The organism is Kitasatospora sp. NPDC056184 (assembly GCF_042268405.1).
Taxonomy (GTDB): domain Bacteria; phylum Actinomycetota; class Actinomycetes; order Streptomycetales; family Streptomycetaceae; genus Kitasatospora.
The window spans coordinates 31419-55757 of the sequence record NZ_JBHJUI010000013.1; the positions used below are offsets into that span (position 1 = coordinate 31419).

At 74.4% G+C, this 24339-nt stretch carries 21 protein-coding genes; 10 read left to right on the top strand and 11 right to left on the bottom strand.

Annotation, left to right across the window (positions count from 1 at the left end):
* Positions 1 to 19 precede the first annotated feature (19 nt).
* Positions 20 to 625 carry a flavin reductase family protein gene (locus ACFC0B_RS24870; RefSeq protein WP_376089754.1) on the top strand — a complete coding sequence of 202 codons (606 nt, stop codon included), beginning with the start codon at positions 20 to 22 and terminating at the stop codon, positions 623 to 625.
* A gap of 844 nt (positions 626 to 1469) precedes the next feature.
* Here the strand turns inward: ACFC0B_RS24870 and ACFC0B_RS24875 are convergent.
* Positions 1470 to 2237, bottom strand: coding sequence for a TetR/AcrR family transcriptional regulator (locus ACFC0B_RS24875; protein ID WP_376089757.1), 768 nt, complete (start codon positions 2235 to 2237; stop codon positions 1470 to 1472).
* Positions 2238 to 2354: 117 nt separating this feature from the next.
* On the opposite strand from ACFC0B_RS24875, the gene ACFC0B_RS24880 reads away from it, so the two are divergent.
* Complete coding sequence (locus ACFC0B_RS24880; RefSeq protein ID WP_376089760.1) at positions 2355 to 2951, top strand: NADPH-dependent FMN reductase; 597 nt, start codon at positions 2355 to 2357, stop codon at positions 2949 to 2951.
* Between the two features lie 31 nt (positions 2952 to 2982).
* The gene (locus ACFC0B_RS24885) at positions 2983 to 4590 is read left to right on the top strand and encodes a DHA2 family efflux MFS transporter permease subunit (RefSeq protein WP_376089763.1); all 1608 of its coding nucleotides are present in this window, start codon (positions 2983 to 2985) and stop codon (positions 4588 to 4590) included.
* A 250-nt stretch (positions 4591 to 4840) separates the two neighbouring features.
* On the opposite strand, the gene ACFC0B_RS24890 is transcribed toward ACFC0B_RS24885, so the two are convergent.
* The 9 genes from ACFC0B_RS24890 to ACFC0B_RS24930 all read right to left on the bottom strand — a co-directional run bounded on the left by ACFC0B_RS24890 (position 4841) and on the right by ACFC0B_RS24930 (position 14695).
* Positions 4841 to 5782 carry a carbohydrate kinase family protein gene (locus tag ACFC0B_RS24890; protein ID WP_376090306.1) on the bottom strand — a complete coding sequence of 314 codons (942 nt, stop codon included), beginning with the start codon at positions 5780 to 5782 and terminating at the stop codon, positions 4841 to 4843.
* A 46-nt stretch (positions 5783 to 5828) separates the two neighbouring features.
* Complete coding sequence (gene metK / locus ACFC0B_RS24895) at positions 5829 to 7037, bottom strand: methionine adenosyltransferase (RefSeq protein WP_376089766.1); 1209 nt, start codon at positions 7035 to 7037, stop codon at positions 5829 to 5831.
* 164 nt (positions 7038 to 7201) lie between these two features.
* A complete protein-coding gene (locus ACFC0B_RS24900) occupies positions 7202 to 8296 on the bottom strand; it encodes an LLM class flavin-dependent oxidoreductase (protein ID WP_376089769.1) in 1095 nt (364 codons plus the stop codon).
* 117 nt (positions 8297 to 8413) lie between these two features.
* A complete protein-coding gene (locus ACFC0B_RS24905) occupies positions 8414 to 9433 on the bottom strand; it encodes an LLM class F420-dependent oxidoreductase (protein WP_376089772.1) in 1020 nt (339 codons plus the stop codon).
* 25 nt (positions 9434 to 9458) lie between these two features.
* Positions 9459 to 11078 (bottom strand): ABC transporter substrate-binding protein, encoded by a 1620-nt coding sequence (locus ACFC0B_RS24910; RefSeq protein ID WP_376089775.1) that lies wholly within the window; start codon positions 11076 to 11078, stop codon positions 9459 to 9461.
* A gap of 134 nt (positions 11079 to 11212) precedes the next feature.
* Complete coding sequence (locus ACFC0B_RS24915; protein WP_376089778.1) at positions 11213 to 12025, bottom strand: ABC transporter ATP-binding protein; 813 nt, start codon at positions 12023 to 12025, stop codon at positions 11213 to 11215.
* On the bottom strand, positions 12022 to 12831 hold the full coding sequence (locus ACFC0B_RS24920; protein WP_376089781.1) for an ATP-binding cassette domain-containing protein: 810 nt from the start codon (positions 12829 to 12831) through the stop codon (positions 12022 to 12024). Before ACFC0B_RS24920 ends, ACFC0B_RS24915 begins: the two co-directional genes overlap by 4 nt.
* Positions 12828 to 13748 carry an ABC transporter permease gene (locus ACFC0B_RS24925; RefSeq protein WP_376089784.1) on the bottom strand — a complete coding sequence of 307 codons (921 nt, stop codon included), beginning with the start codon at positions 13746 to 13748 and terminating at the stop codon, positions 12828 to 12830. Before ACFC0B_RS24925 ends, ACFC0B_RS24920 begins: the two co-directional genes overlap by 4 nt.
* Positions 13749 to 13750: 2 nt before the next feature.
* Positions 13751 to 14695, bottom strand: coding sequence for an ABC transporter permease (locus ACFC0B_RS24930; protein WP_376089787.1), 945 nt, complete (start codon positions 14693 to 14695; stop codon positions 13751 to 13753).
* A gap of 629 nt (positions 14696 to 15324) precedes the next feature.
* On the opposite strand from ACFC0B_RS24930, the gene ACFC0B_RS24935 reads away from it, so the two are divergent.
* The 7 genes from ACFC0B_RS24935 to ACFC0B_RS24965 all read left to right on the top strand — a co-directional run bounded on the left by ACFC0B_RS24935 (position 15325) and on the right by ACFC0B_RS24965 (position 23039).
* The gene (locus ACFC0B_RS24935; protein WP_376089790.1) at positions 15325 to 16278 is read left to right on the top strand and encodes a LuxR C-terminal-related transcriptional regulator; all 954 of its coding nucleotides are present in this window, start codon (positions 15325 to 15327) and stop codon (positions 16276 to 16278) included.
* A gap of 354 nt (positions 16279 to 16632) precedes the next feature.
* A complete protein-coding gene (locus ACFC0B_RS24940) occupies positions 16633 to 17280 on the top strand; it encodes a hypothetical protein (RefSeq protein WP_376089793.1) in 648 nt (215 codons plus the stop codon).
* On the top strand, positions 17280 to 19112 hold the full coding sequence (asnB, locus tag ACFC0B_RS24945; protein ID WP_376089796.1) for an asparagine synthase (glutamine-hydrolyzing): 1833 nt from the start codon (positions 17280 to 17282) through the stop codon (positions 19110 to 19112). The genes ACFC0B_RS24940 and asnB overlap by 1 nt, the downstream gene beginning before the upstream one ends.
* 5 nt (positions 19113 to 19117) lie before the next feature.
* Positions 19118 to 19741 carry a flavin reductase family protein gene (locus ACFC0B_RS24950; protein WP_376089799.1) on the top strand — a complete coding sequence of 208 codons (624 nt, stop codon included), beginning with the start codon at positions 19118 to 19120 and terminating at the stop codon, positions 19739 to 19741.
* Positions 19738 to 21249: a 4-hydroxyphenylacetate 3-hydroxylase family protein gene (locus ACFC0B_RS24955; RefSeq protein ID WP_376089802.1), complete on the top strand. Its 1512-nt coding sequence runs from the start codon at positions 19738 to 19740 to the stop codon at positions 21247 to 21249. Before ACFC0B_RS24950 ends, ACFC0B_RS24955 begins: the two co-directional genes overlap by 4 nt.
* The gene (locus tag ACFC0B_RS24960; protein ID WP_376089805.1) at positions 21246 to 22088 is read left to right on the top strand and encodes a class I SAM-dependent methyltransferase; all 843 of its coding nucleotides are present in this window, start codon (positions 21246 to 21248) and stop codon (positions 22086 to 22088) included. The genes ACFC0B_RS24955 and ACFC0B_RS24960 overlap by 4 nt, the downstream gene beginning before the upstream one ends.
* A 90-nt stretch (positions 22089 to 22178) precedes the next feature.
* Positions 22179 to 23039, top strand: a complete 861-nt coding sequence (locus ACFC0B_RS24965) for a helix-turn-helix domain-containing protein (RefSeq protein WP_376089808.1) — start codon at positions 22179 to 22181, stop codon at positions 23037 to 23039.
* 73 nt (positions 23040 to 23112) lie between these two features.
* On the opposite strand, the gene ACFC0B_RS24970 is transcribed toward ACFC0B_RS24965, so the two are convergent.
* Complete coding sequence (locus tag ACFC0B_RS24970; protein WP_376089811.1) at positions 23113 to 24339, bottom strand: MFS transporter; 1227 nt, start codon at positions 24337 to 24339, stop codon at positions 23113 to 23115.

Sequence of the window (24339 nt, forward strand, 5' to 3'; positions counted from 1 at the left end):
CCCGCCGACGGTGACCGGCATGGACAGTCCGATCGGACCCGGCACACGCACCGCCCCACGGCCGCCGCGGGCCCCGTCGCCCGCCGGACGGCCGCCGGCCCCGCGGTTCTTCGCACCCGACGAGCGGGAGTTCCGCACCACACTCGGCCACTTCTGCACCGGGGTCGCCGTCATCACCGCCCAGGACGACGAGCCTCTCGGCTTCACCTGCCAATCCCTCACCGCGCTGTCGCTCACCCCGCCACTGGTCACCTTCGCGGCCGGGAACGGCTCACGGAGCCTGCCCCGGATCGTCCGCAGCGGCGTGTTCAGCGCCAATGTGCTGGCCTCCGACCAGGAGGCGCTCGGCCGACGGTTCGGCAGCGGGCAGCAGGAGGAACGCTTCTCGGGCGTGGAGTGGCACCCGTCCCCGATCTCCGGCAGCCCCCACCTCGCCGACGCGCTCGCCTGGATCGACTGCCGGGTGCACGAGGCGCTCCCCGGCGGGGACCACACCATCGTGGTCGGCCGGGTCACCGGCGTCGCCTGGGGCAGCGGCGACCCGCTCCTCTACTTCCGCAGCCAGTTCCGACACCTCGCGGCCCCGCCGAACACCGCCACCGCCCCCTCAGCACCGGCCACCTGACACAGCCTCACCACTGGTCGCCGGGAGAGGCGTTAGGGGCGGGCCGCCCCCCAAACCGATCGGGGCGCCGCCTCCTCAGGCGACGCCCCGATCAACTGTTCGCAAGCAGCGAGGTCAGCAGTGGTCCGCCAACTTGCTCACGATCCACGTGTCCGGACCGAATGTCGCGGTCTCACCGGCCCGAACGCACCGCGTAAAACCCGGGCCGTCGTCATACTGCCCGGCGACCCTGACGGCGTGATCCTCACAGTTCCGGTAGTACGCGCGCCCCGGACCCGGGTAAGAGGTCCCGCAGGGCACATCCACCGCCACCGCACCAGCACTCGGGGCGGCACCGGCCGGCCCGGCCGGGACCATGAGCACCGCCCCCGCCGCGGCGGCAACCAGGAGCAACTTCGGAGCTTTCCACATCCTCTGCATATCCGTCAGGCTGGTGCCCTCTCCTCTATTTCCTCTATGCGCCGGGCACCCCTCGTCGACCGCGCCCCGGAACCACCCCGCGAATCACAGAGGTGCGGCCCGCACCGGATCGGGAGGGGCTGCCTCTGCAGCCGTCCGTCGAGGGCCGCCGGGAGGAGGCCGCCGCTCGGCCTGGCGGCCGGGCCCGGTGGGAGAAGGAGCCTCGTAGCGGCGTCGTGGAGTGCTCCGTGCGGCTCCGCTTGAGATCTCCGCCGGCCGGCGGCCACCGGCCTCGGGCATGCGGCCACTGCTCCAGCTGTCTGCCGAACACTGACGGCGCTCCTCGCCACCTCGGGACCTTGCCGGCGAGGTCACCCCACCGCCGGCTTCGCCACAGCTGCCGGCCGGCACTCGGCAGGCCCCGGGGCCCGTCGGCCTCGGGGCCCTACCGGTCGCCCACCGGTCCGTCCGTGATCTTCAGCCGACCGGCGACACCATCGAGGACACAGTCGAGACCGGTCTCGAACTGCCACTGCAGGTCGCCCTTGCGGGTGGCCTCGCCGAGGTAGCGCGTGTACATCGGATAGCGTCCGGTCTTCACCAGCCAGGCCATCTGCGGGGCGAGCCCGGAGCGCGCCTCGTCGTAACTGGCCCAGCCCCGCGACTCCAGCATCTGGGTCAGGCCGATCTCCGCGTTGAGGGCGCCCCACACGTACGAGGTGACGGTGCTGTAAACGGCCATCGCGGTGTCGGCGTCGAGTCCCTCCGCGCCGAGCACGGCGAGCGCGGTCTCCGGTACCGCGAGTTGGTTGGGGGTCAGCCCGGACCAGCCCACCCGGGTGACCCACGAGTGGCTGCGGCCGACGTCCAGGAGGCGCACGGCGAGTTCCCGCATGACCTGCCGCCAGCCGGAGCCCTCCAGAGGGAGTTCCACCTCCCCGTACACGTGGTCGACCATCAGCTCCAGGAGTTCGTCCTTGGAGGAGACGTACCGGTAGGCGGCCATCGGGGCCACGCCGAGCACTGTGGCCAGACGCCGCATGGTGACGGCGTCGATGCCCTCCAGGTCGGCGATCTCCACCGCCGCCTCGGCGATGCGCCGCGGGTTCAACGGCGTGCGGGCCGTCGGCGACGGGCGCTCAAGCCGTTCCCACAGGGTGACATTCTCCTTCTCCGTCCCCTTGCTCCGTTCCACCTTGTCCCCAGCAGACATCGACAGGCTCCTCACAGTCAGCATCAGTGTACGTTGTATTTTCCAGTAGACGATGTACGCACGGATGTGTACGTTGTACGTTACCGACGTGACGCACACAACACCAGGGAGACATCCATGAGTGCGCAGCACAACCCCCTGCAGGTCGCGGTGATCATCGGCAGCACCCGCGGAGGGCGGTTCGGGCCCGTCGTCGCCGACTGGGTGATCTCCCACATCGCCCAGCGCGACGACATGGCGGCGGACCGCATCGACCTCGTGGAGACCCCCCTTCCCTCGGTGTTCCCGGACTTCACGAAGCCGCTGCCCGGGGATGTCACCACCCAGGTCGGCGCGGTGACGACCAGGCTGAGCGCGGCCGACGCATTCGTCATTGTGACCCCGGAGTACAACCACAGCTTCCCGGCCTCGCTGAAGAACCTCATCGACTGGCACAACGAGCAGTGGCACGCCAAGCCGGTCGGCTTCGTGTCCTACGGCGGCCTCTCCGGCGGTCTGCGCGCCGTCGAGCACCTGCGGGTCGTGCTCGCCGAGGTGCACTCGGTCACCATCCGCAACACCGTGAGCTTCCACAACTTCGGCCGGACTTTCGACGCCGAGGGCCGACCGACCGACCCCGCGTCCGAGGTTGCCGCCAAGGGCATGCTCGACCAACTGGCCTGGTGGGGCGAGGTCCTGCGGGATGCCAAGCTCACCAAGCCGTACGCCGCCTGACGGGCAGTCACGCACGCCTTGGGGGGCAGCGATGAACGACCACCGGGCCGGAGCGGCCCGACCCGCAGGATCCGCGGCGCCGGCCGGTTCCACCGACCGCCCGCTGTCCCGCCTCGGCCTCGTCGGGCTGATGCTCGGGATCGTGCTGGCGACACTCGACGGACAGATCGTCAGCACCGCCCTGCCCACGGTCGTGGGCGACCTCGGCGGCCTGGACCGGTTCTCCTGGGTGGTGACGGCGTACCTCCTGGCAATGTCCGCCGCCACCCCGGTCTGGGGCAAACTGGGCGACCTCTACCACCGCAAGGGCGCCTTCCTCGCGTCCGTGGGACTGTTCCTGCTCGGGTCGGTCCTGTGCGGCACGGCCCAGGACATGCCGCAGCTGATCGCCTTCCGCGCCCTCCAGGGCCTCGGCGCGGGCGGCCTGTTGGTCGGGGCGCTCTCCGTCATCGGTGCCCTGGCCGCCGCCGAGGAACGGGGACGCATCCAGTCGCTGATCGGGGTGATGCTGCCGGTGGCCTTCGTCGGAGGTCCGCTGCTCGGTGGGTTCATCACCGACTACGCGCACTGGCGCTGGACCTTCTACGTGAACGTCCCCGTGGGCCTGGTCGCCCTGCTGGCCGCCGCCCGCGGCGTGCGAACGGGCGGCGAACCCGTCAAGGGCGGCCGCATCGACTACCTCGGCACGCTCCTGCTGACCACCGGCATCCTGGCGATCACCCTGGTGGGCACCTGGGCCGGCAACAGCTATGCCTGGCTGTCCCCCCAGATCCTCGGACTCGGCGCGCTGTCCGTGCTCGTGCTGGCCTGGTTCGTCCGCGTGGAACAGCGGGCGGCCGAGCCGATCACTCCGCTCGTGCTGTTCCGCAACCGGGAGTTCGGTCTCGCCCAGGTGATCAGCTTCCTGGTCGGCGCCACCATGGTCTCCGTACTCAACTACCTCCCGCAGTACCTGCAGTTCGTCCAGGGCGCCTCGTCCACGGCGAGCGGCATGCTGATCCTCCCGATGATGACCGGCATGCTGTCGGCCCAACTGCTCACCGGGCGCTTGACCGACCGCGGCGGCCTCGACCGCGTCCTGCCGATCGCGGGCAGCGCCGTGATGCTCCTCGGCACGCTGGTGCTCCTCCTGCTCGGCACGGGCACCCCGGTCGCCATCGCCTCGGCTCTCACCCTCGTCATGGGCCTCGGCGTCGGCGTCCTGCTGCAGAGCACCATGCTGACGACGATGAACAACGCCCCGAAGCGCCACATGGGTGCCGCCACCGGGACGGTCACCCTGGCCCGCACCATCGGCGGCTCCCTCGGGGTCGCCGTCCTCGGAGCGGTCCAGGCCGACCGGATGAGCACGGTGCTGGCCGACCGCCTCGGGCCCGATGCCGAGCGCGACCTCACCTCCGGCGGACAGCTCACCCCCGCCGTACTGAAGGACATGCCGGCGCCCACCCGCGACGCCGTCGAGACGGCCGTCACCAGCGGATTGCACGGGGTCGTCGCCAGCGCCTCGCTCCTGGCCGTCCTCGCCTTCGCCGTCGCCTGGTTCGTGCGGCCCACTCCTCCCGCCGGAGCGGCCGACGCGCCGGATCCGGCCCCCGCCGCGGCGGGAGTTGCACCCGTGCGCACCCCTCCCGCCGACTGAGCGGCCCCGGGGCGACGGCCCGGAACAGCAGCCCGGCCCTCGACCTCGGCCCGGCCGACGGGGTGAGCTCGGCCTGCGGCGGGGCGAGCCGGCCGGGCATCGGTCCCCTGTCGGCTGTCGTGGAACCCGGCGCGGTGTCCGGTGCTGCCGGTCGGCCGGTCGGCCGGTCCCAGGTGTCGCACCGGGCAGGAGCGGCCCGGCACCGGACGGAGTGCCGGTGACGTCCGTCCGGTGCCGGGCGGTGGGCCGGTCAGGAGGGGGTGGGGAGGTGGGGGCGGACGTGGGTGGCGGCTTCGGGGCCGTAGGTGGTGGCGAGGCGGGTGAGGAAGGTTTCGGGACGGAGGTCGTACTCCTGGGTGCCGACGGATTCCAGGGCCAGGGTGGCGAGCAGGCAGCCGACTTCGGCGGCGGCCCGTAGGGAGAGGCCCCAGGTGTCCGCGGCGAGGACGCCGGCGCGGAAGGCGTCGCCGACGCCCGTCGGGTCGGCGCGGCGCAGTTCGCGGGGCGGGCGGACGTCGATGGGCGGGTGGCCCTGGCGTTCGATCCGGACGCCGTCCGCGCCCAGGGTGGTGAACCAGGTGCCGACCCGCTTGAGCAGGTCCTCCTCGGTGAGGCCGGTGCGCCGCAGCAGCAGGCTCCGTTCGTAGGCGTTGGTGAAGAGCAGGGCCGCGCCGTCCACCAGGACGAGGGCCTGTTCGCCCGTGAGGCGGGCGAGTTGCTGGGAGGGGTCGGCGGCGAACGGGATGCCGGCGCTGCGGGCCTCCTCGGTGCGGCGCAGCATCGCGCCGGGGTCGTCGGGGCCGATCAGCACGATCCGGGCCGGGCCGGTGCGGGCCAGGACCTCGTGCAGGTCGATGTCGGCGGCCCGGCTCATCGCGCCGGGGTAGAAGGAGGCGATCTGGTTCTGGTCCCGGTCGGTGGTGCACAGGAAGCGGGCGGTGAACAGTTCGGGGTCGGTGAGCACGCCCCGGGTGTCGACGCCGTTGGCGCGAAGCCAGGTGTCGTACTCGGCGTGGTCGGCGCCGACCGCCCCGACCAGCACGGGCCGCAGTCCGAGCCGGCCCAGCCCGAGCGCGATGTTGGCGCCGACGCCGCCTCGCCGGATCTCCAGGCCGTCGACCAGGAAGGAGAGCGAGACCCGGTCCAGTTCCTCGGGCAGGAGCTGTTCGGCGATGCGGCCGGGGAAGGTCATCAGGTGGTCGGTGGCGATGGAGCCGCTGACCACCACGGCGCCGTGTTCAGACACCGGCGGCCGCCTTGAGTTCCTGGACGCGGTCGGTGCGCTCCCAGGTGAAGTCCGGCAGCTCGCGGCCGAAGTGCCCGTACGCGGCGGTCTGCGCGTAGATCGGCCGCAGCAGGTCCAGGTCCCGGATGATCGCGGCCGGCCGCAGGTCGAAGACCTTCACCACGGCCTCCTGGATCTTCAGCACGTCCACCGTCTCCGTGCCGAAGGTCTCCACGAACAGGCCCACCGGCTCGGCCTTCCCGATCGCGTACGCCACCTGCACCTCGGCCCGCCGCGCCAGACCCGCCGCCACGATGTTCTTCGCCACCCACCGCATCGCGTACGCCGCCGAACGGTCCACCTTCGACGGGTCCTTGCCCGAGAACGCCCCGCCGCCGTGCCGCGCGAAACCGCCGTACGTGTCGATGATGATCTTCCGGCCCGTCAGACCCGCGTCGCCCATCGGACCACCGATCTCGAACCGGCCGGTCGGGTTCACCAGCAGCCGGTGGTCCGAGGCGTCGATGGCGAATTCGGCCAGTACGGGTTCGACCACGTACTCGCGGACGTCGGGGGTGAGCAGCGACTCCAGGTCGATGTCGCCGGCGTGCTGCGTGGAGACCACTACGGTGTCCAGGCGGACGGCCCGGTCCCCGTCGTACTCGATGGTGACCTGGGTCTTCCCGTCCGGACGCAGGTACGGGATCGTCCCGTTCTTGCGGACCTCCGACAGCCGGCGGGCCAGCCGGTGCGCCAGCGTGATCGGCAGCGGCATCAGCTCCGGCGTCTCGTCCGAGGCGTACCCGAACATCAGCCCCTGGTCGCCCGCACCCTGCCGGTCCAGGTCGTCCCCCTCCTGGCCCTCGCCGGCGCCCCCGACCCGGGCCTCGTACGCGGTGTCCACACCCTGCGCGATGTCCGGCGACTGCGCGCCGATCGACACCGACACACCGCAGGACGCCCCGTCGAAGCCCTTCTTCGAGGAGTCGTAGCCGATCTCCAGGATCTTCTCCCGCACCAGCTGCGCGATCGGCGCGTACGCCGTCGTGGTCACCTCGCCGGCGATGTGCACCAGGCCGGTGGTGATCAGCGTCTCGACCGCGACCCGGGACTTCGGGTCCTCCTTCAGCAGGGCGTCGAGAATGGTGTCGCTGATCTGGTCAGCGATCTTGTCCGGGTGTCCCTCGGTGACGGACTCGGAGGTGAACAGGCGCTTGGCCATCTGGTCTCCCTGAGGTCGTGGCGGGTCATGGCAGTTCGTGGCGCTTCGTGGCGCTTCGTGGCGCTTCACAACAGACCGCGGCGGTACACGGCCGTACACAGCGGTTCATGGCACGTAACGGCGTTTGACGGCACGTCACGGCGGCACCCCGGACGGGCCCGCGGCTACCAGCCCCGCTGTCGGGCGGCCGCCGCCGCGGGCGAGCGGAGCAGCGCGACGAGTTCCCGCCGCAGGGCCCGGTCCTGGTCGGTCTCGGTGGACAGGTCGAGCTGGACGATGTCCACCCCGGCCGCCCGCAGCAGGTTGATCCGGCGGGCGACGGTGGCGGGCGAGCCCGCGTACGCGGCGGCGAAGGAGCGGCGGACGTAGGCGGCCACCTGCTCGCCCGGCCGCTCCTCGGCGGCCCGGCCCCGCTCGCGGTCGCGGTCCAGGGCGACGGCCTGGGCGAACCGGTGGCCGTCCGGGCCGGCGGTGAGCCGCAGCGCCTCCCGGCGCAGCTCGCGGACCTTGTCCCGGGCGGCCTCGTCGGTGTCGGCCAGCACCAGGGTGAGGTGCCGCCAGATCCGCACCACCCGCCCGAACCCGGCGGCGGCCTCCCGGACTTCGGTGATCCGGCGGCGGGTGTCGGGCAGCGGCAGGGCAGGTACGGCGTACACCTCGGCGTGCCGGGCCGCCAGCCGCACGCCCTGCGGGGAGGAGCCCCCGAAGGAGAGCAGTTCGCCGCGCGGCTCGGGCCGCAGCCCGGGGCGGGCGCCCTGGACGCGGTAGAACTCGCCGCTGTGGTCGAACTCCTCCTCCGCCGTCAGTGAGCGGCGCAGCAGGGTGAGGTACTCGTCGGCGCGCCGGTAGCGGTCCTGCTTGCCGAGCAGGTCGCCGTCCCGGGCGACGTCGAGGTCGCTGGAGCCGACGATCACGTGGGCCGCCGCCCGGCCGCCCGACAGCCGGTCCAGGGTGGCCAGTTGGCGGGCGGCGACGGTGGGCGCGGTGGTGCCGACGCGGTGGGCGACGGCGATCCGCAGCCGGCTGGTGGCGGCCAGGGCCCAGGTGGCCACCAGCCACGGGTCCGGCCAGGAGCTGGACTGCACCACGAGGGCGCTGTCCAGCCCGTCCTCCTCGTTCTCGCGCGCCGTCCGGGCGACGTGCCCGGGGTCGGCGGCGCGCTCCCGCAGGTCCGGGGCGAAGCGCAGCGCCTGCCGCTCGCGCGGGGTCCGGCCGTGTACGGGGGCGGCTCTCACGCCGCCCCGGATCTCCAACTCCATTGCTCTGCCTCCGCGTTCGCGGGTTTACGGGGGGGTGCGCGCCCTGCCCGGGCCCCTGCCGGGCCGTACCCGGGCAGGGGCCGGGCGCCATGGACCGGGGCGCGCTGCCCGGCGGCGCTACCCGGCGGCCGGGCCGAGCCGGGCCAGGGTGTCCAGCAGTCGGGCCCGGCTGACGAACACCTCGGGCGGCAGCGACACGTACAGCTGGATGGTGGTGACGCCGGGCCGGTGGTACCGCAGGATGCGCTCCCGGCACTCCTCGGGCGAGCCGGAGACGAACAGGCCGTCGACCACCTCGTCCGGCAGCGCCCGCTGCGAGCCCTCCGGGTCGCCGGCCGCCCAGCGCTCGTGGGCCTCCTTCAGCAGGTCGCCGTGGCCCAGCCACTCGTGGAACTTGCGGTAGGGCTCGCGGTTGAGGATCCAGGCCAGGAAGGGCCGGGAGGCCCGGTGCGCGTAGTCGGCGTCCTCGGTGGGGCAGACGAACACCTTGACCACCAGTTCCTTGCCCGGCGGCTGCGGCCCGACGGCGTCCAGCACCTTGGGCACGTCCTCGGGGAAGAGCAGGTTGGTGATCGCGCCGTCGCCCTCGTTGAAGCCGAGCTTCAGCATGCCGGGGCGCAGCGCACCCAGGATCACCTTGACCGGTTCGACCGGCGGGTGCGGCAGCCGGTAGCCGGTGATCGAGAAGGTGTCGAAGTCCCCGGCGATGTGCTCGCCGCGCAGCGCTCGGGTGAGGAAGCGCAGCACGTCCCGGGTGCGCTTGAACGGTTCGTCGAAGGGGATGCCGTTGATGTCGGTGACGTGCGCCGGCACGGAGGCGCCGATTCCCAGCAACAGGCGGCCGGGGGCGAGTTGGGCCAGGGTGGCGGCGGTCTGGGCGAGTACGGCGGGGCCCCTGGTGTGCACCGGGACGATGCCGGTGCCGATCCGCAGCGAGGGGGACCAGGCGGCGGTGGCGGCCAGCGGGGTGAAGGCGTCGGTGCCGCCGCCCTCGGCGCTCCAGACGTCGGTGTACCCGAGGTCCGGCAGCCGTTCGACGATGAAGCGGTGCCGGTCGATGGTCAGGCCGGGCAGGGGGAGGGTGATGCCCCACTTCGGCGGCTCGGCGCGGCGGTCGGGTGCGTGCGGGGTGGTCATCGAGCGGCCTTCTCTCGTACGGGGGTCACTTCTTGCCGACCCAGACGGTGGTCAGGTCGATGAACCAGGACTGCGGCTGCACCAGGCCCTGCACCTTGGGCGAGAGGGCGCGCGGGTTGCGGTCGTTGACCACGAACAGCCAGGGCGCGTCGGCGGTCACCAGGGAGAGCGCCTGCCGGTAGTCGGCCTGCCGCTTGGCCTGGTCGGGCTGGGCGGAGGCGGACTTCAGCAGTTCGTCGACCTCGGGGTTGCTGTAGTGGCCCGTCCAGAACGGGCTCTTGGAGCCGATGAACAGCGGCAGCAGCGCCTCGGACTGGAACAGTGTGGTGGACTGCGCGATCGCGTCCGAGCCGAGCGCGACCTGGCCCTTGGCCTCGGCGCCGATCAGCGTGGACCAGTCGGTGGTGCGCAGTTCGACCTTGATGCCGACGGCTGCCAGGTCGCGCTGGATGGCCTCGGCGATCGGCACGGGCAGCAGGTTGCCGGAGCCGCCGGTGGGCACCGTGACGGAGGTGCTGAAGCCGCCGGCCACCCCGGCCTCGGCGAGCAGCGCCTTGGCCTTGGCCGGGTCGTAGCCGTAGGCGTCGCCGGCCGGGTCGTAGGCGGAGGTGGCGCGCGGCGCGGCCTGGAGGGCCGGGTCGGCGGTGCCGCGCAGCAGCTTCTCGGCGATGGCCTGCCGGTTGACGGCGAAGTTGGCGGCCTTGCGCACCCGGGGGTCGTTCCAGGGCGCCTTGGAGGTGTCGAGGATCCAGTACCAGATGTGGTCGTAGCTGTTGGTGGCGATCCGGACGCCGTCCCGCTGGAGGCTCTCGATGTCGTCGGGGTTGGGGTACTCGATCCAGTTGACCCCGCCGGAGCGCAGTGCGGCGGTGCGGGCGGCGGCGTCCGGCAGCGGCTTGACGATCAGCCGGTCCAGTTTGGGCGCGCCGCGCCAGTAGGACTTGTTGGCGGCCAGTTCGATCTGCTGGCCCTCGGTGTGCGAGACGAAGGAGAACGGGCCGGTGCCGACGGGCTGCTTGGCGAAGTCCTTGGAGCCGGTCTTCCTCACCGCGGTGGGGCTGGCGATCAGGACGTGCGCCAGGTCCTCGGGGAAGTGGCCGTTGGGGTCCTTGGTGACCAGTTCGACGTGGTCGGCGTCGAGCTTGCGGTAGGTGGCGATGGAGCCCGCGTACTCCTCGGCGGCGGCGCCGATCGCGTCGGTGTAGTGCTCGCTCTGCTTGTTGAGGTAGCGGTCCAGGTTGAACAGCACGGCGTCGGCGTCGAAGGGGGTGCCGTCCTGGAAGGTGACGCCCTTGCGCAGCTCGAAGGTCCAGGTGCGGGAGTCCTCGGCGACCTTCCAGGACTCGGCGAGCGCGCCGGTGACGGCCGGCGGGCGGTCGGTGGCGGACAGGTCGTAGCGGGTCAGTCCCTCGTAGATCTGGAAGCTGACCAGTCGCTTGCCCTCGAAGCCGGCCCCGCCGATCACGGTGTCGGGGTTGGGCAGCTTGCCGGTGGCGCCGACCACCAGGGTGCCGCCCCGGCCCTCGCCGCCGGCGGCCGGGGCCTCCGCCCCGGAGCCGCAGCCCGCGGTGGCGAGCAGCACGACGGCGGCGGCCGGCAGCGCGACGGCTCTGGGGCTGATGCGGGCGGGGCGGTGGTGCGTCATGGCTGTTCCTTGTCGCTGGCCGGGTCGGCGGGTACGGGGACGGGGAAGGGGCGGCGGAGGGGCGGCGGCAGGGCGCGCGGTCGGGGGATGGAAGGGCGGCGACGGGGCGGCGGGACGTGCGGTTGTGGACGGGCTCAGTCGCGGGCGCCCTGGAGGGTGGGCGCCGGCCCGCACTCGGCGGCCGCCAGCAGGGCCCGGGTGTACGGGTGGGCGGGGGCCGACCACAGGGTGTCGGCGCTGCCCTCCTCGACCACCCGGCCGTGCCTCAGCACCAGCACCCGGTGCGCGATCCGGCGGACCACCGCCAGGTCGTGCGAGATGAACAGGTAGGCCAGGCCGGTGCGTTGCTGGAGTCCGGCGAGCAGGTCCAGCAGGCGTTCCTGCGTCGCGGGGTCCAGGGCGGAGGTCGGCTCGTCGCAGACCACCAGGTCCGGCCGGGTGGCCAGGGCCCGGGCCACGGCCACCCGCTGGAGCTGCCCGCCGGACAGCTCCCGGGGGTAGCGCGCGGCGAGCTCGGCGCCCAGGCCGACCTGCCCGAACAGCTCCGCCACGGCGGCGGGCCGCTCCCGGCGCGGGGTGCCGTGCAGGCGCAGCGCGGTGGCCACCGCCTCGCCGGCCCGCAGCGCGGGGTTGAGGGAGCCGCGCGGGTGCTGCGGCACGAACTGGAGCCGGGCGCGGACGGATCGGGCCCGCCGCCCGCGCAGCCCGTACGGGTCCTGTCCGGCGAACCGGACGGTGCCCTCGTCGGGGGCGAGCAGGCCCAGGGCGAGCCGGGCCAGCGTGGACTTGCCGGAGCCGGACTCGCCGACCAGGCCGACCGTCTCGCCGGGTGCCACCCGCAGGCTGACGCCGTCCAGGGCGAGGGTGCCCCGGCGGAAGCCCTTGCGGGCCTCGGCGATCTCCAGCAGCGGCGTACCGGCGGCGGACTCGGCGGACTCGGCGCTCATCGACGGCCTCCCGGTACGGCGGCCGGCAGGCCATCGGCGGCAGGGTCGGCTTCGGCATCGGCATCGGCGGCGGTGCCGGGACTCGCGCCGAGCACCTGCTCGGTCGGCCCGGTGCCGAGGATCCGGCCGGCCCGCAGCACGGCCACCCGGCCGCCGATCCGGCGGGCCGCCGTCAGGTCGTGGGTGACCAGCAGCAGGGCGATGCCGCGCCGGCGGCGCAGTTCGTCGAAGAGGTCGAGGACGCGGCCCCGCACCAGCGCGTCCAGGGCGGTGGTGGGCTCGTCCGCGATCAGCAGCTCGGGGCCGCAGCAGACCGCGATGGCGATGGCCGCGCGCTGGCGCAGCCCGCCGGAGAGTTCGTGCGGGTAGGCGCGGGCGACGCGCTCCGGCTCCGCCACCCCGGCCTCGGCGAGCAGGGCGGGCACGGCCTCCCGGGCGGCCCGGCGGCCGTCGGCCCGCCGGTGGCGCAGCAGGACTTCGGCGAGCTGCGGGCCGATCCGGCGCAGCGGGTCCAGCGAACCGGTCGGGTCCTGCGGGACGTAGCCGATCCGGGCGCCGCGCACCCGGGACCAGCCCCGGGCGTCCAGGGCCCGCAGGTCGGTGCCGGAGAGCGTCACCGAGCCGCTGACCCGGGCCCCGCGCCCGGGCAGGCCGAGCACCGTACGGGCGGCGGTGGTCTTGCCGCTGCCGGACTCGCCCAGCAGGACCAGCGCCTCGCCCGCGCCGACGGAGAAGGAGACCCCGTCCACCGCCCGGACTCCGCCGGGGTACTCCACGGCCAGTCCGGCCACGTCCAGGACACTCATCGGCCCGCCTCCGGAAGGTGTGCTCCGCTGTCGCCGATCCGTCGGCGCAGCCGCTCGCCGAGGGTGTTGAAGACCACCGAGACCAGCAGGATCACCAGGGCCGGCTGCACCGCCACCCACGGGTGGGTGAACAGGCTGGGGCGCAGCTCGTCGAGCATCGCGCCCCACTCGGCGGTGGGCGGCGCCACGCCCAGGCCCAGGAAGGACAGCCCGGCCGCGTACACCACGGACAGGCCGACCAGCGAGGCCGCGTACACCAGCACCACCGGCGCGACCACCGGCACCACCTGGCGCACCGCCAGATCCAGCCCGCCGGCCCCGCTGACCCGGGCGGCCTCCAGGTACTCGGCGGTGCGGATGCGCCGCACCTCGGTGAAGGCCACCCGGGCCACCGCCGGGGTGAGCACCACCGAGAGCGCGAGCACGGTGGCGCCCAGGCCGGGCCGCAGCAGGGTGGCCACCGCGATGGCGAGCAGCACTCCGGGGAAGGCGTACAGCACGTCGAGGGTGCGCAGCAGCGCCTGCTCGGTGACCCGGCCGCCCAGCCCGGCGGCGATGCCCAGCAGGGTGCCGGCGGTGACGGCCACCAGCACCGGTACCAGGCCGCCGACCAGCGAGGCCCGGCCGGCCCAGATCAGCCGGCTGAGCACGTCCCGGCCCTGGCCGTCGGTGCCGAGCGGGTGGCCGGGGGCGCCCGGGTCGAGCAGCCGGTCCTCCAGCGAGCCGGCCGCCGGGTCGTGCGGGGCCACCAGCGGCGCGCCGAGGGCGAGCAGCACCAGCAGGGCGGCGGCCCCGGCGGAAAGCAGCAGCAGGACGTCCCGGGGGGCGCGCCGAACGGCTCCGGGCCCGACGGGTCCGGCGGGCTTGGCGGGCTTGGCGGGCTTGGCGGGCTTGGCGGGCTTGGCGGTCAGCGTCACGGTCAGCTCCGCACGCGCGGGTCGATCGCCGCGTGCGCGGCGTCCACCAGCAGGTTGATCCCGACGAAGGCGACCGCCACCACCAGCACCCCGCCCTGGACGAGCGGCAGGTCGCGGGCGGTCAGCGCGTCGTACAGCAGCCGGCCGACGCCCGGCCAGGCGAACAGGGTCTCCACGAAGACCACGCCCTCCAGCAGGTAGGCGAGTTGCAGGCCGCCGATGGTCAGCAGGGCCGGCGAGGCGTTGTGCACGCAGTGCCGCAGCACCGCGAACCGGCTCAGGCCGCGGGCCCGCAGGCTGTCCGCCAACTCCCCCGCCAGCACGGCGGAGAGCGCCGCCCGGAACACCTTGGCCGTCAGGCCCAGCGGTACGAGTGCCGCCGCCACGGCGGGCAGCACCAGGTGGCGCAGCAGGTCGCCCGCGCCGCCGCCGCCGAACACGTCGTGGGTGCCGCCGGCCGGCAGCCAGCGCAGGTTGACCGCGAACACCGCGATCAGCAGCAGCGCCACCGAGTACTGCGGCGCGGAGACCGCCAGCGTGCCCAGCGCGTCGCAGAGCCGGCCCAGCGGGCCGTTCGGCCGCAGCGCGCCGAGGGCCCCCAGCAGCACCCCGCCGGCCAGCACCAGCAGGAAGGCGGCGCCGGCCAGCAGCAGGGTCTGGCCGAGCGCGGAGCCGAGCAGTTCGGCCACCGGGCGCTGCGCCGAGATGGAGACCCCGAGGTCGCCGCCGGCCGCCTCGCCCAGCCAGCCGAGGTAGCGCAGCGGCAACGGCTCGTCCAGGCCCAGTCGTTCGGACAGCTCGCGGCGGGCCTCCGGCGGGGCGCCCGGCCCCAGCAGCGCGGTCAGTGGATCGCCCGGCACCAGGGCCACCGTGGCGAACACCACCACCGTCACCCCGAGCAGGGTCGGCACCGCGAGCAGCAGACGGCGCAGCAGGAACCCGGTCATCCGCGCACCCCTCGGGGCTGGGCCGCGCCGGGAAGGGCGGCCGTCCGGTGGTCGGCGGCGGGCATGGCGGAATTCCTTTCCGGACGGGGCCGGTGGCACCGGCGGGCAGTCTGCGGGGGACCTTCGAGGGGGCGGCCCTGGCGGCGGGCCGGGACGCGCCGGAACGGTCCGGGGCACGTCGGAACGGCTCGGCGCACCGGGTGGGCGGCGGAAGGCCGACGTCATGAAGGTCGCCGATGGGCGGCGTTGACAGCCAGTCAGCAGTTCATGCTGTTACCCCCGGTCATAGGATCGGCCGCGCGGGGCAGTCGGCTACCGCCTCCGCCGGACCGCCGTCCCGTCCTTGACCTGCTACGAGGCCCGGAACTACCCTGTTGGCATGGCAATCCGGCGGACCGGCTACACCCTGGTCGGTATCGGCGGCTCGTGGCACCGCAGGTGTTTCGACGAGCTGTGTCCTCGCGCTCTCCAGCGCTGACGCCGAGCCCCGACCCCGGCAGCAGCGCTCCCGCACCAGGCCCGTACGCCCCGCCGCCCGCCGCCTCCGGCCCGCGACCTCCGTACCAGGCCCCGCCGCAGCAACCGTGCCCACGAGCCGGCCCGCCACGTCCGAGGGGACCGCACCCGCCATGCCGCAGTACGCCCTGTCGCAGCACGCACCCGCCCATTACGCCCCCCAGCGCGCGCTCCCCACCGGCGCCCGCGACCCGCATCCGCACCGGGCCCCGCACCGGGGCAGCGCCCGTCGGCTCTCCCACATCGGTGTCGGCCCGGTGATCGGGGCCGAGGCACTGCACAGCGAGATCGACAACCCGCTCGACCTGATCGCCGGTCACCAGCTGCTGGCCGAGCCCGGCCCGCAGCCCGCCGCACCGGCCTCCTCCTGCGACTGCGGGCACGCGATGTGCGGCAGCGAGGAGGCCGCGGCCGGCGCCACCCGGGTCTTCCTGGTCGAACGGCACCCGGTGGCCAGTGCCGGCCTGCGGTCCGTACTGGCCACGGCGCCGGGGCTGACCGTGGTCGGCAGCACCGGGGACCCGGCCGCCGCCGTGGCCGCCGTCCGCCGGGTCCGGCCGGACGTCGTCCTGCTGGGCCGGGGCGCCTCGCTCGGCGAGGACCTGGCCGCCGCCGTCGCCCTGCGCGGGCCGGAGGGCGCCCCGGACGCCCGGGTCGTCCTGCTGCGACGCGCCGAGTCCACCGCCGAGGCCAGCCGCATCCTGCTGGCCGGCGCCGTCGGCTGCTTCCCGCTGGACCTGCCCGAGGACCGCATCATCGGCGCCGTCCAACTCGCCGCCGCCGGCGGCTCGGTCTTCCTCCCCGCCCCGCCCCCGGCCCGCGTCCACCCCGCCAGCCTGGCCGGCCAGGCCGCCGAACCGCCCCTCCAGCAGGTCGGCCTGACCGAACGCGAACGCGAAGTCCTCGCCCAGCTCGCCCGGGGCCTCAGCAACGCCGAGATCGGCCGCGAACTCGCCCTCGCGGAAGCCACCGTGAAGAAGCACCTCACCTCCGCCATGCGCAAGACCGGCCACTCCGACCGCCTCCGCGCCGCCCTCTACGCCCACCGCCACGGCCTCGCCGGCTGACCCACCACCGACCTCGGGGGCGCGAGGAACCGCGCGCAGCGCCAGCCCCCCACCCCGCACTCGCCCCACCCGCAACCACCCCCACCCACCCCGCTCCCACCCCAGCCACCGCACGCCTCCGAGGGCGACCTTCGGCGCACTCCCGGTCTCCGATCGTCGCCACCAGTGGGTCCGTTCGGGGCTACTCCCCCCACCACCCCCCTTCATACGGTTGCGACACCGCGATCCGCCGAAGGGAGTGACCCGTTGAGCATTCCGCCCGAGGGTGCCGTACCGCCCGCGCCGGCCACCGCCGTTCTACCGGTGGCCGGCCCCGGTCTGCCGCCCGAGCTGCCCCCGTCCCCCTACCGTTCGATGTCGGACGCCGAGCGTTCGGCGCTGTGGCGCCGCCGCCTGCACGAGGCCGAGGCCGGCCTGACCAGGTTCCTGGTGTCCCGTGGGGACGAGGTCCACCTGACCGACTGGTTCGCCCTGCAGTCCGCCGTGTTCGCGGACCTCCCCGAGGAGGGTTCGGCCGGCGCGCCCGAGTGGCAGCGGGTGTTCTTCCGGGGCCAGGCGCTGATGGAGCGCTTCCTGGTGTCCCGGTACGGCGAGCCGGTGCTCGCCGAGTGGGCCCGGTCGAACGCCGAGGTGCACCGCGAGGTGGAGCCGGACTACGGCCGCGGCGCCGCCGATCCGATGCACCGCCTCGCCCGCCAGGCCGAACTGTACGGCTCCGACTACGAGTTCGACGAGGACCGCAGCACCGGCCAGGACCCTGCGGAGCACTCCGCGCTGACCATCACCCACTGCGCCATCTGGGACTACCGCGAGCAGGCCCGCCGCTCCGGTGTCCGCCTCACCCTGGCCTCCCCCTGCACGTACTGCACGGAGGCGGTGTCCTCCAACATCCGCGCCAAGGGCTTCCGCCCGGCCGTCCGGCTGCTGAGCGGCCCGACGGGCCACGGCTGCCGCTGGGAGGCCTCGGCCCCTTCCGATTCCGATCCCCGCCAGGAGGCGTGATGTGCGGTGTGACAGGCTGGCTGGACTGGGAGGCGGACCTGCGCCGCGAGGAGCGGACGGTCCGGGAGATGACCCGCACCCTGGCGTGCCGGGGCCCGGACGCCGAGGGGGTGTGGCTGTCCCGGCACCTCGCGCTGGGCCACCGCCGGCTGTCGGTGATCGACCTGGACGGCGGCGTGCAGCCGCTGGCGGACGCCCCGCACGCCCCGCAGGTCGTCCTGGGCTACAACGGCGAGCTGTACAACTACCGTGAGCTGCGGCGGGAGCTGGAGGCCCACGGGCACGTCTTCCGGACGGACTCGGACACCGAGGTGCTGCTGCGCGCGCATCTCCAGTGGGGCGCCGCCGCCCCCGAGCGCTTCAACGGAATCTTCGCCTACGCCCTGTGGAACGCCCGCGATGAGGAACTGCTGCTGGTCCGGGACCACCTGGGGATCAAGCCGCTCTACTGGCACGCCCACCGCTCGGGGGTGCTGTTCGGCTCCGAGCCGAAGGCCCTGCTGGCCAATCCGCTGTTCCGCGCCGAGCTGGACGCCCAGGGCGTGGCCGAGCTCTTCGCGCTGCCCGCCGCCCCGACCGCCGGCCACGGGCTCTTCCGGGGGCTGAACGAGGTCCGGCCGGGCCGGCTGGTACGAGTGACCAGGTCGGCGACCACCGAGGTCCGGTACTGGCGGCTGGAGTCGCGCCCGCACGAGGACTCTCCGGAGCGCACCCGGGCGACGGTCAGGGAGCTGCTGGCGGACGCGGTGGAGCGGCAGTTGCTGAGCGATGTGCCGCTCTGCACCCTGCTGTCCGGCGGGGTGGACTCCAGCGCCATCACCGCGCTGGCCGCGATCGCCCGGGAGCGGGCCGGCCAGGGCAAGATCACCAGCTTCTCGGTGGACTTCCCCGGCAGCGCCGACCGCACCCCGGACGCCTGGCGCACCACCCTGGACGCACCGTACGTGCAGGCCGCCGCCGAGCACATCGGCACGCTGCACACGGCCGTCCTGGTGCCGGACGACGACCTGCTGCCCGCCCGGGACGTGGTGCTGGCGGCCCGCGACCGGCCGGGCTGGGGCGAGATGGACGCCTCGCTGCACCTGCTGTTCCGCGAGGTGCGCCGGCGTTCCACGGTGGCGCTGTCCGGCGAGGCGGCCGACGAGATCTTCGGCGGCTACCCGTACTTCCACGACGCGGCGGCGCTGGCCTCCGGCACCTTCCCCTGGCTGCACGGCCGCGCCACCCCGGCCGACCTGCTGCGCGCGGAGGTGGCGGCCGAGGTCCGCCCGGCCGAGTACACCGCCGCGGCCTACCGCGACTCGATCGCCGAAGTCCCGCGCCTGGCCGGCGAGTCGGCGGCGGACGCCCGGGTGCGCGAGGTGTTCCACCTGGCGCTGACCCGCTGGCTGCCGCCGCTGCTGGACCGGGTGGACCGGGTGTCGATGTCGGTCGGCCTGGAGGTCCGGGTGCCGTTCTGCGACCACCGGCTGGTGGAGTACCTGTGGAACGTCCCCTGGGCGCTGAAGGCGCCGGAGGGCAGACCGAAGGGCCTGCTGCGGGACGCCGTCCGGGACCTGCTGCCGCCGCAGGTGGCGGACCGGCCGAAGAGCGGCTACCCGTCCACCCCGGCCGTCCGCTACACGGAGGTGCTGACCGAGCGGGCGCAAGCCCTGCTGGCCGACCCGCAGGCGCCGGTCTTCGACCTGGTGGACCGGGCCGCCGTACGCCGGCTGCTGGCCGAGGGCCGACCGCTGCCGAGCCCCCGCACCGCGCCCAACCCGGTCGGCGGACTGGACCACCTGGTGCAGCTGGACGAGTGGCTGCGCGCGTACCGGGTGGCGCTCCGATGAGCCCCGTGCGCAGGCACCGGCCCGTGGAGCCGCAGGACGTCCGGGCGGCCGCCCGCCACTGGACGACCGGGGTCGCGGTGCTCACCACCCGGGACGGCGACGAGGTCTTCGCCAAGACGGTCTCCTCCTTCGGCACGCTCTCCCTGGACCCGCCGCTGGTCAGCGTGGCGGTGGCCGTCCGCAGCCCGCTGGCGGCGGCCGTCCGGGACTCCGGCCGGTTCGCGGTCTCGGTGCTGACCACCCGCCAGGAGGCGGTCGGACGCCGCTTCGCCACCCCGGGCGCGGGCCGGGCGCTCGGCATGTTCACCACCGTGCCGATGCGGGTGGAGGTCACCGGCGCGCCGGTGGTCGACCACTGCCTGGCCTGGTTCGACTGCCGGCTGCACGCGATCCTGCCCGGCGGCGACCACGCCCTGCTGGTCGGCGAGGTGGCCGCCACCGACGGCGCCCCGGGCGAGCCGCTGCTGTACCACGACGGCCACTACCGCGCGCTGGCCCGCCCACTCACCGATCCGGCCCTCACCGGTCCCGCAGCCGCCCTCACCGACGAACAGCCCACCGACAGACAGCCCACCGACAAGCAGCCCACCGACGTCCCGACCATGACTTCGACAGGAGCCTCCGCATGACCCTGCTGGACACGCCGGCCACCGGACGGGGACTGCTCACCGGCGAGCGGTACCTGGCCGAACTCGACGACGGCCGCGAGCTCTACCTGGACGGCAAGCGCGTCGCCAACCCGGCCGAGCACCCCGCCTTCCGCCCCGCCGCCCTGGAGCTGGCCCGGCTGCTCGACCTCCAGCACGACCCCGAGCACCGCTCCCTGCTGACCGTGCAGGACCCGGACACCGGCCGCCGGATCGCCCGCGCCTACGCCCCGCCGCGCACCCTGGAGGACTTGCGCCTCCAGCGCCGCAGCGCCGAGTTCTGGCACGCCGAGGCGCTGGGCCAGCACGGCCGCTCGCCCTCCTTCATGGCCTCCATCGCGCTCGGCGTCTACGACTTCCGCCACCAGCTGGCCCGCAACGACGAGCGGTTCGGCGCCAACGCGGAGGCCTGGTACCGGCACTGCGCCGACAACGACCTCGTCCTCTCGCACGCGCTCGGCGACCCGCAGATCGACCGCTCCGCCGATCCGGTGGAGGAGCCCGACCTCGCCCTGCGCGTTCTGGAGGAGAACGAGCGCGGCATCGTGGTGCGCGGCGCCAAGCAGCTCACCACCCTCGCCCCGCTGGCCCACGAGGTGCTGGTCTACCTCTCCGCCTCCTTCACCCAGCGGCGCGGCGAGCAGTTCGTGGTCTGGTTCGCGCTGCCGCTGAACACCCCCGGCCTGGTCACCCTCTGCCGGGAGCCGCTGGGCAGCGCCCCGTGGGGCCACGACCACCCGCTCGGCGCCAAGTACGACGAGCAGGACGCGATGCTGTTCTTCGACGACGTGCTGGTGCCCTGGGACCGCGTCTTCCTGCTGCGCGACGGCGAGTTGGCCCGGGTGGGCCTGGGCCGGATCAACGCGTGGAGCGCCTACATCGGCCACGTCCGCTACCGGGAGCGGCTGCGCACCCTGCTGGCCACCGCCACCCTGGTCGCCGAGTCGATCGGGGTGAAGGGCTTCCGCAACATCCAGGAGGACCTGGGCCGGCTGGCCGGGTACGCGGAGCTGACCGAGTACTTCCTGGACGCCGCCGAGGCCCGCGCCCGGGTCACCGACAGCGGGCTGCTCGCGCCGGGCGACACCGCCGCCAGCCGGGTCTGGTCCGCCGAGGTGGCGGCGAGCGCGGTGGAGATCGTCCGGAGGATCGGTGCCTCCGGCCTGCTGATGCAGCCCACCGCCGGCGACCTCGCCAACCCCCGGCTGCGCCCGCACATCGACCGCTACATGCGCGGCAAGGACATCGACGCCGAGCACAAGTCCCGCCTGTTCAGGCTGGCCTGGGAGCTGACCGGCGACGGCTTCGGCCAGCGCCAGGACCTCTACGAGTACGTCCACCGCGGCGACCTCGCCCGCAACCGGATCAACATCTTCAACCGCTACGACCAGAGCAGCACCCGCGAACGGCTGCTGCGCCTGATCGACACCGCCCCCGAGCCGCACGCCGCCACCGCGGCCGGCACCGCCCCCGAGGAGGCCCGGCAGTGACCGCATCCGCCATCGAGATCCAGGCCGGCACGCTGGCCGGCTACGCCGACGCCAGTCGGCTGCGCCAGGTCCAGGACCGCGACTGGGTCCTCGACCAGGTCACCGGCAGCCCGCAGACCCTGGTCGACCTCGGCAGCGGCATCGGCCAGTTGCTGGAGACCGCCCTCGACCGCCACCCCTCGCTGCGGCTCGCCGTCGGCCTGGAGCGCTCCGAGCACCGGATAGCCGAGGCCACCGAGCGGCTGGCCCGCTTCCCCGGCCGCACCGTCCTGCACCGGGCCGACCTGACCGATCCGAAGCCGCTGGACGTCCGGGCCGACGTGGTCACCATGACCTCGGTGCTGCACTGGCTGTACCCGGTGGAGCACCGCGTCTTCCGCTGGGTGGCCGACCGGCTGGCCCCCGACGGCCGCTTCCTGCTCACCACCTACCACCCCGCCCGGGACGCTCACGGGCTCGGCGGCGAGGACGAGATCGTCCGCGACGCGCTGATCGCGACCGGCACCGAACCCGCCCTGGTGCCGCAGGTGTTCAGCGACGGCGAGGTGCTGCCGATCGCCACCCGGACGCGGACGGTCGAGGACCTGGCCGAACTGCTCGGCGAGTTCTTCACCGTGGAGTCGTACCTGGAGCGGGACGCCGTGGTCGCCGTCCGGGACGCCGCCCAGTACGAGCACTTCCACGCGGCCACCTTCGGCGACTACTACAGCCGACTGGTGGCCCCCGCCCTGCGGCCCGCCTTCTTCACGGCCGTCGGCGAGAGCGCCGCCCGCCGCCAGGCCGAACGCGGCTGGGTGAGCCACATGCCGGTACGGCTCTGGCGGTTGGCGCCGCGCTGATCCGCCCGCGCCACCGGGCGCGACCCGCCCGTACGGCTGCCGCTCTAGTCTGAGGTACGACGCAGCCCCGCCCCCCGAGGAGCCAACGCCATGTCAACTCCCCTCGCCAGCCAGGAGCTCGGAGCGTTCCTGCGCGCCCACCGCGAGCAGCTCAAGCCCGCCGACGTCGGCCTGCGGTCCACCGCGCGCCGCCGCACCCCGGGCCTGCGCAGGGAGGAGGTGGCCTCGCTCTCGGGGGTCGGGCTGGCCTGGTACACCTGGCTGGAGCAGGGCCGGGTGACCGCCTCCCGGCAGGTCCTGGAGGCGGTCACCCGGGCGCTGCAGCTGGACGCGGCCGGGCTGCGGCACGCCATGCGGCTGGCCGGCTACCACGAGCCGGCCGCCCCGGCGGACGGCGCCGCCGCCCGGCTGGCCGGCGCCGTCCAGCCGGTGCTGGACTCCTGGCCGGCCAGCCCGGCCGTGCTGCTGGACCGCCACTTCGACCTGCTCGGCTGGAACGCCGCCTGGGCCGCGCTCTGGGGCCCGCCGGAGGCCGTCCCCGCCGACCGGCGCAACCTGATGTGGCTGATGGCGGCCGACCGCCGGCTGCGCGGTGTGCTGCGCGACTGGGAGCCGCTGGCCATGAACGTCTTCCAGCACTTCCGCGCCCAGGCCGGCCCGGCCCTCGCCGACCCGCGCACCGGCGAGGTGTACCGCCGGCTCGACCAGGACGCACCGGAGCTGCGCCACTGGTGGGGCTGCCACTCGGTGGCCGAACTGACCGCCCGCACGGTCACCGTGGAGCCGGCCGGCGTCGGGCCCGTCCGGCTCTCGCTCTCCTCCTTCCACCCGGTGGACGACCCCTCCGCCCTGGTGCTGATCTTCACCCCGGTCGCCGCCGAGGACCGCAGCCGGATGACCGACCTGGTGGACCGCCCGCTGCGCCCGCTGCCCGTCCAGCAGGCGGGCTGACCGCACCGCCCCGGCACACGCCGAAGCCCGTGCGGAACCCCGCACGGGCTTCGGTGCTCCCCTCCGGCGCCGCTCAGCCGGCCGCCTGCCGGTTCCGCAGCGAGGTGCTGACCAGCAGGGCCCCGGCCGCGGCCGCCACCGCCAGCACCGTGCCGACCACCAGCGTGCTGTCCGCCGCGTCGCCGTAGGCCCCGATCGCCCAGGCGCCCAGCCCGGTGCCCGCGTACATCGTGGAGGTCAGCCAGGCGCTGGAGGTGGCCCGCAGCTCGGGGGCGACCGTGCCGGCCAGGGTCTGCTGGTCCGTCACGAAGCCGCCGCTGGCCACGAACCAGACGACCACGCCCGCCAGCGCCACCACCAGGCCCGGCCCCTCGACCGTGAGCAGGATGCCGAGCGCCAGCAGCGCGCCCCAGACCGGCAGCAGCGGCAGGTTGTGCCGCCCGGCGGCGCGGGCCCGGTCGCCCAGCCGCCCGCCGAGCAGCGAACCGGCCACACTGCCCGCGCCGACCAGCACGCCGACCAGGCCGAGCGCCTGCACCGAGAGGTCGAAGCGCTGCACCAGCACCACCCCGAGGAAGGTGAACGCCCCCAGGTTGGCGGCGTTGAAGACGGTGTTCACCAGCAGCGCCCGCCGCAACACCGGGTCGCCCCAGCCCGCCAGCAGCGCCCGGACGGCCCCGCCGGAGGCCGGCCGCTCCGCGGCCGGGTCGCCCGCCGGGACCTGCCGCAGCAGCAGCGGCACGGCCAGCGCCGTACCGACGGCCAGCGCCCAGAACGCCGACCGCCAGCCCGCCGCCCCGGCCAGGAACCCGCCCAGCGGGACGCCGATCAACTGGCCGCAGGAGAACAGCGCCATGCCCAGGCCCAGCGCCCGGCCCCGGACGGCGTCGGGGGCGGTCTCGGCGATGTGCGCCCAGATCGCCGGCCCGGCCGCGGCGGCGGCCAGCCCGGCCAGCGCCCGGGAGAGCACCAGGCCCGCCAGATCGGTGGAGACGGCGGCCCCGACATTGGAGAGCACGAACAGCACCGTCCCGGCCACCAGCGTGCGGCGGCGCCCGAAGCGGTCGCTGAGCAGGCCGAGGAAAGGCGCGAACACCGCGTAGACCAGCACGTACGCGGTGACGCTGGACGCGGCGGCCGCCTCGCTGACCTTGATCGAGTCCGCGATGGTCGGCAGCAGCGGCGACACCAGGAAGGTCTCGGTGCCGAACAGGAACAGCAGTACGAAGACGCCCGCGTAACGCAACCGGTCGAACGAGGCCACACTCTCAGCGGGCGGGGCTGCGGAGGTACTGGTCAA

Excerpts from the sequence above, each read along its gene's own strand:
- ACFC0B_RS24870 (WP_376089754.1), top strand. The coding sequence starts at position 20 with ATGGACAGTCCGATCGGACCCGGCACACGCACCGCCCCACGGCCGCCG.
- ACFC0B_RS24875 (WP_376089757.1), bottom strand. The coding sequence starts at position 2,237 with ATGTCTGCTGGGGACAAGGTGGAACGGAGCAAGGGGACGGAGAAGGAG.
- ACFC0B_RS24880 (WP_376089760.1), top strand. The coding sequence starts at position 2,355 with ATGAGTGCGCAGCACAACCCCCTGCAGGTCGCGGTGATCATCGGCAGC.
- ACFC0B_RS24885 (WP_376089763.1), top strand. The coding sequence starts at position 2,983 with ATGAACGACCACCGGGCCGGAGCGGCCCGACCCGCAGGATCCGCGGCG.
- ACFC0B_RS24890 (WP_376090306.1), bottom strand. The coding sequence starts at position 5,782 with ATGACCTTCCCCGGCCGCATCGCCGAACAGCTCCTGCCCGAGGAACTG.
- metK (WP_376089766.1), bottom strand. The coding sequence starts at position 7,037 with ATGGCCAAGCGCCTGTTCACCTCCGAGTCCGTCACCGAGGGACACCCG.
- ACFC0B_RS24900 (WP_376089769.1), bottom strand. The coding sequence starts at position 8,296 with ATGGAGTTGGAGATCCGGGGCGGCGTGAGAGCCGCCCCCGTACACGGC.
- ACFC0B_RS24905 (WP_376089772.1), bottom strand. The coding sequence starts at position 9,433 with ATGACCACCCCGCACGCACCCGACCGCCGCGCCGAGCCGCCGAAGTGG.
- ACFC0B_RS24910 (WP_376089775.1), bottom strand. The coding sequence starts at position 11,078 with ATGACGCACCACCGCCCCGCCCGCATCAGCCCCAGAGCCGTCGCGCTG.
- ACFC0B_RS24915 (WP_376089778.1), bottom strand. The coding sequence starts at position 12,025 with ATGAGCGCCGAGTCCGCCGAGTCCGCCGCCGGTACGCCGCTGCTGGAG.
- ACFC0B_RS24920 (WP_376089781.1), bottom strand. The coding sequence starts at position 12,831 with ATGAGTGTCCTGGACGTGGCCGGACTGGCCGTGGAGTACCCCGGCGGA.
- ACFC0B_RS24930 (WP_376089787.1), bottom strand. The coding sequence starts at position 14,695 with ATGACCGGGTTCCTGCTGCGCCGTCTGCTGCTCGCGGTGCCGACCCTG.
- ACFC0B_RS24935 (WP_376089790.1), top strand. The coding sequence starts at position 15,325 with ATGCCGCAGTACGCCCTGTCGCAGCACGCACCCGCCCATTACGCCCCC.
- ACFC0B_RS24940 (WP_376089793.1), top strand. The coding sequence starts at position 16,633 with ATGTCGGACGCCGAGCGTTCGGCGCTGTGGCGCCGCCGCCTGCACGAG.
- asnB (WP_376089796.1), top strand. The coding sequence starts at position 17,280 with ATGTGCGGTGTGACAGGCTGGCTGGACTGGGAGGCGGACCTGCGCCGC.
- ACFC0B_RS24955 (WP_376089802.1), top strand. The coding sequence starts at position 19,738 with ATGACCCTGCTGGACACGCCGGCCACCGGACGGGGACTGCTCACCGGC.
- ACFC0B_RS24965 (WP_376089808.1), top strand. The coding sequence starts at position 22,179 with ATGTCAACTCCCCTCGCCAGCCAGGAGCTCGGAGCGTTCCTGCGCGCC.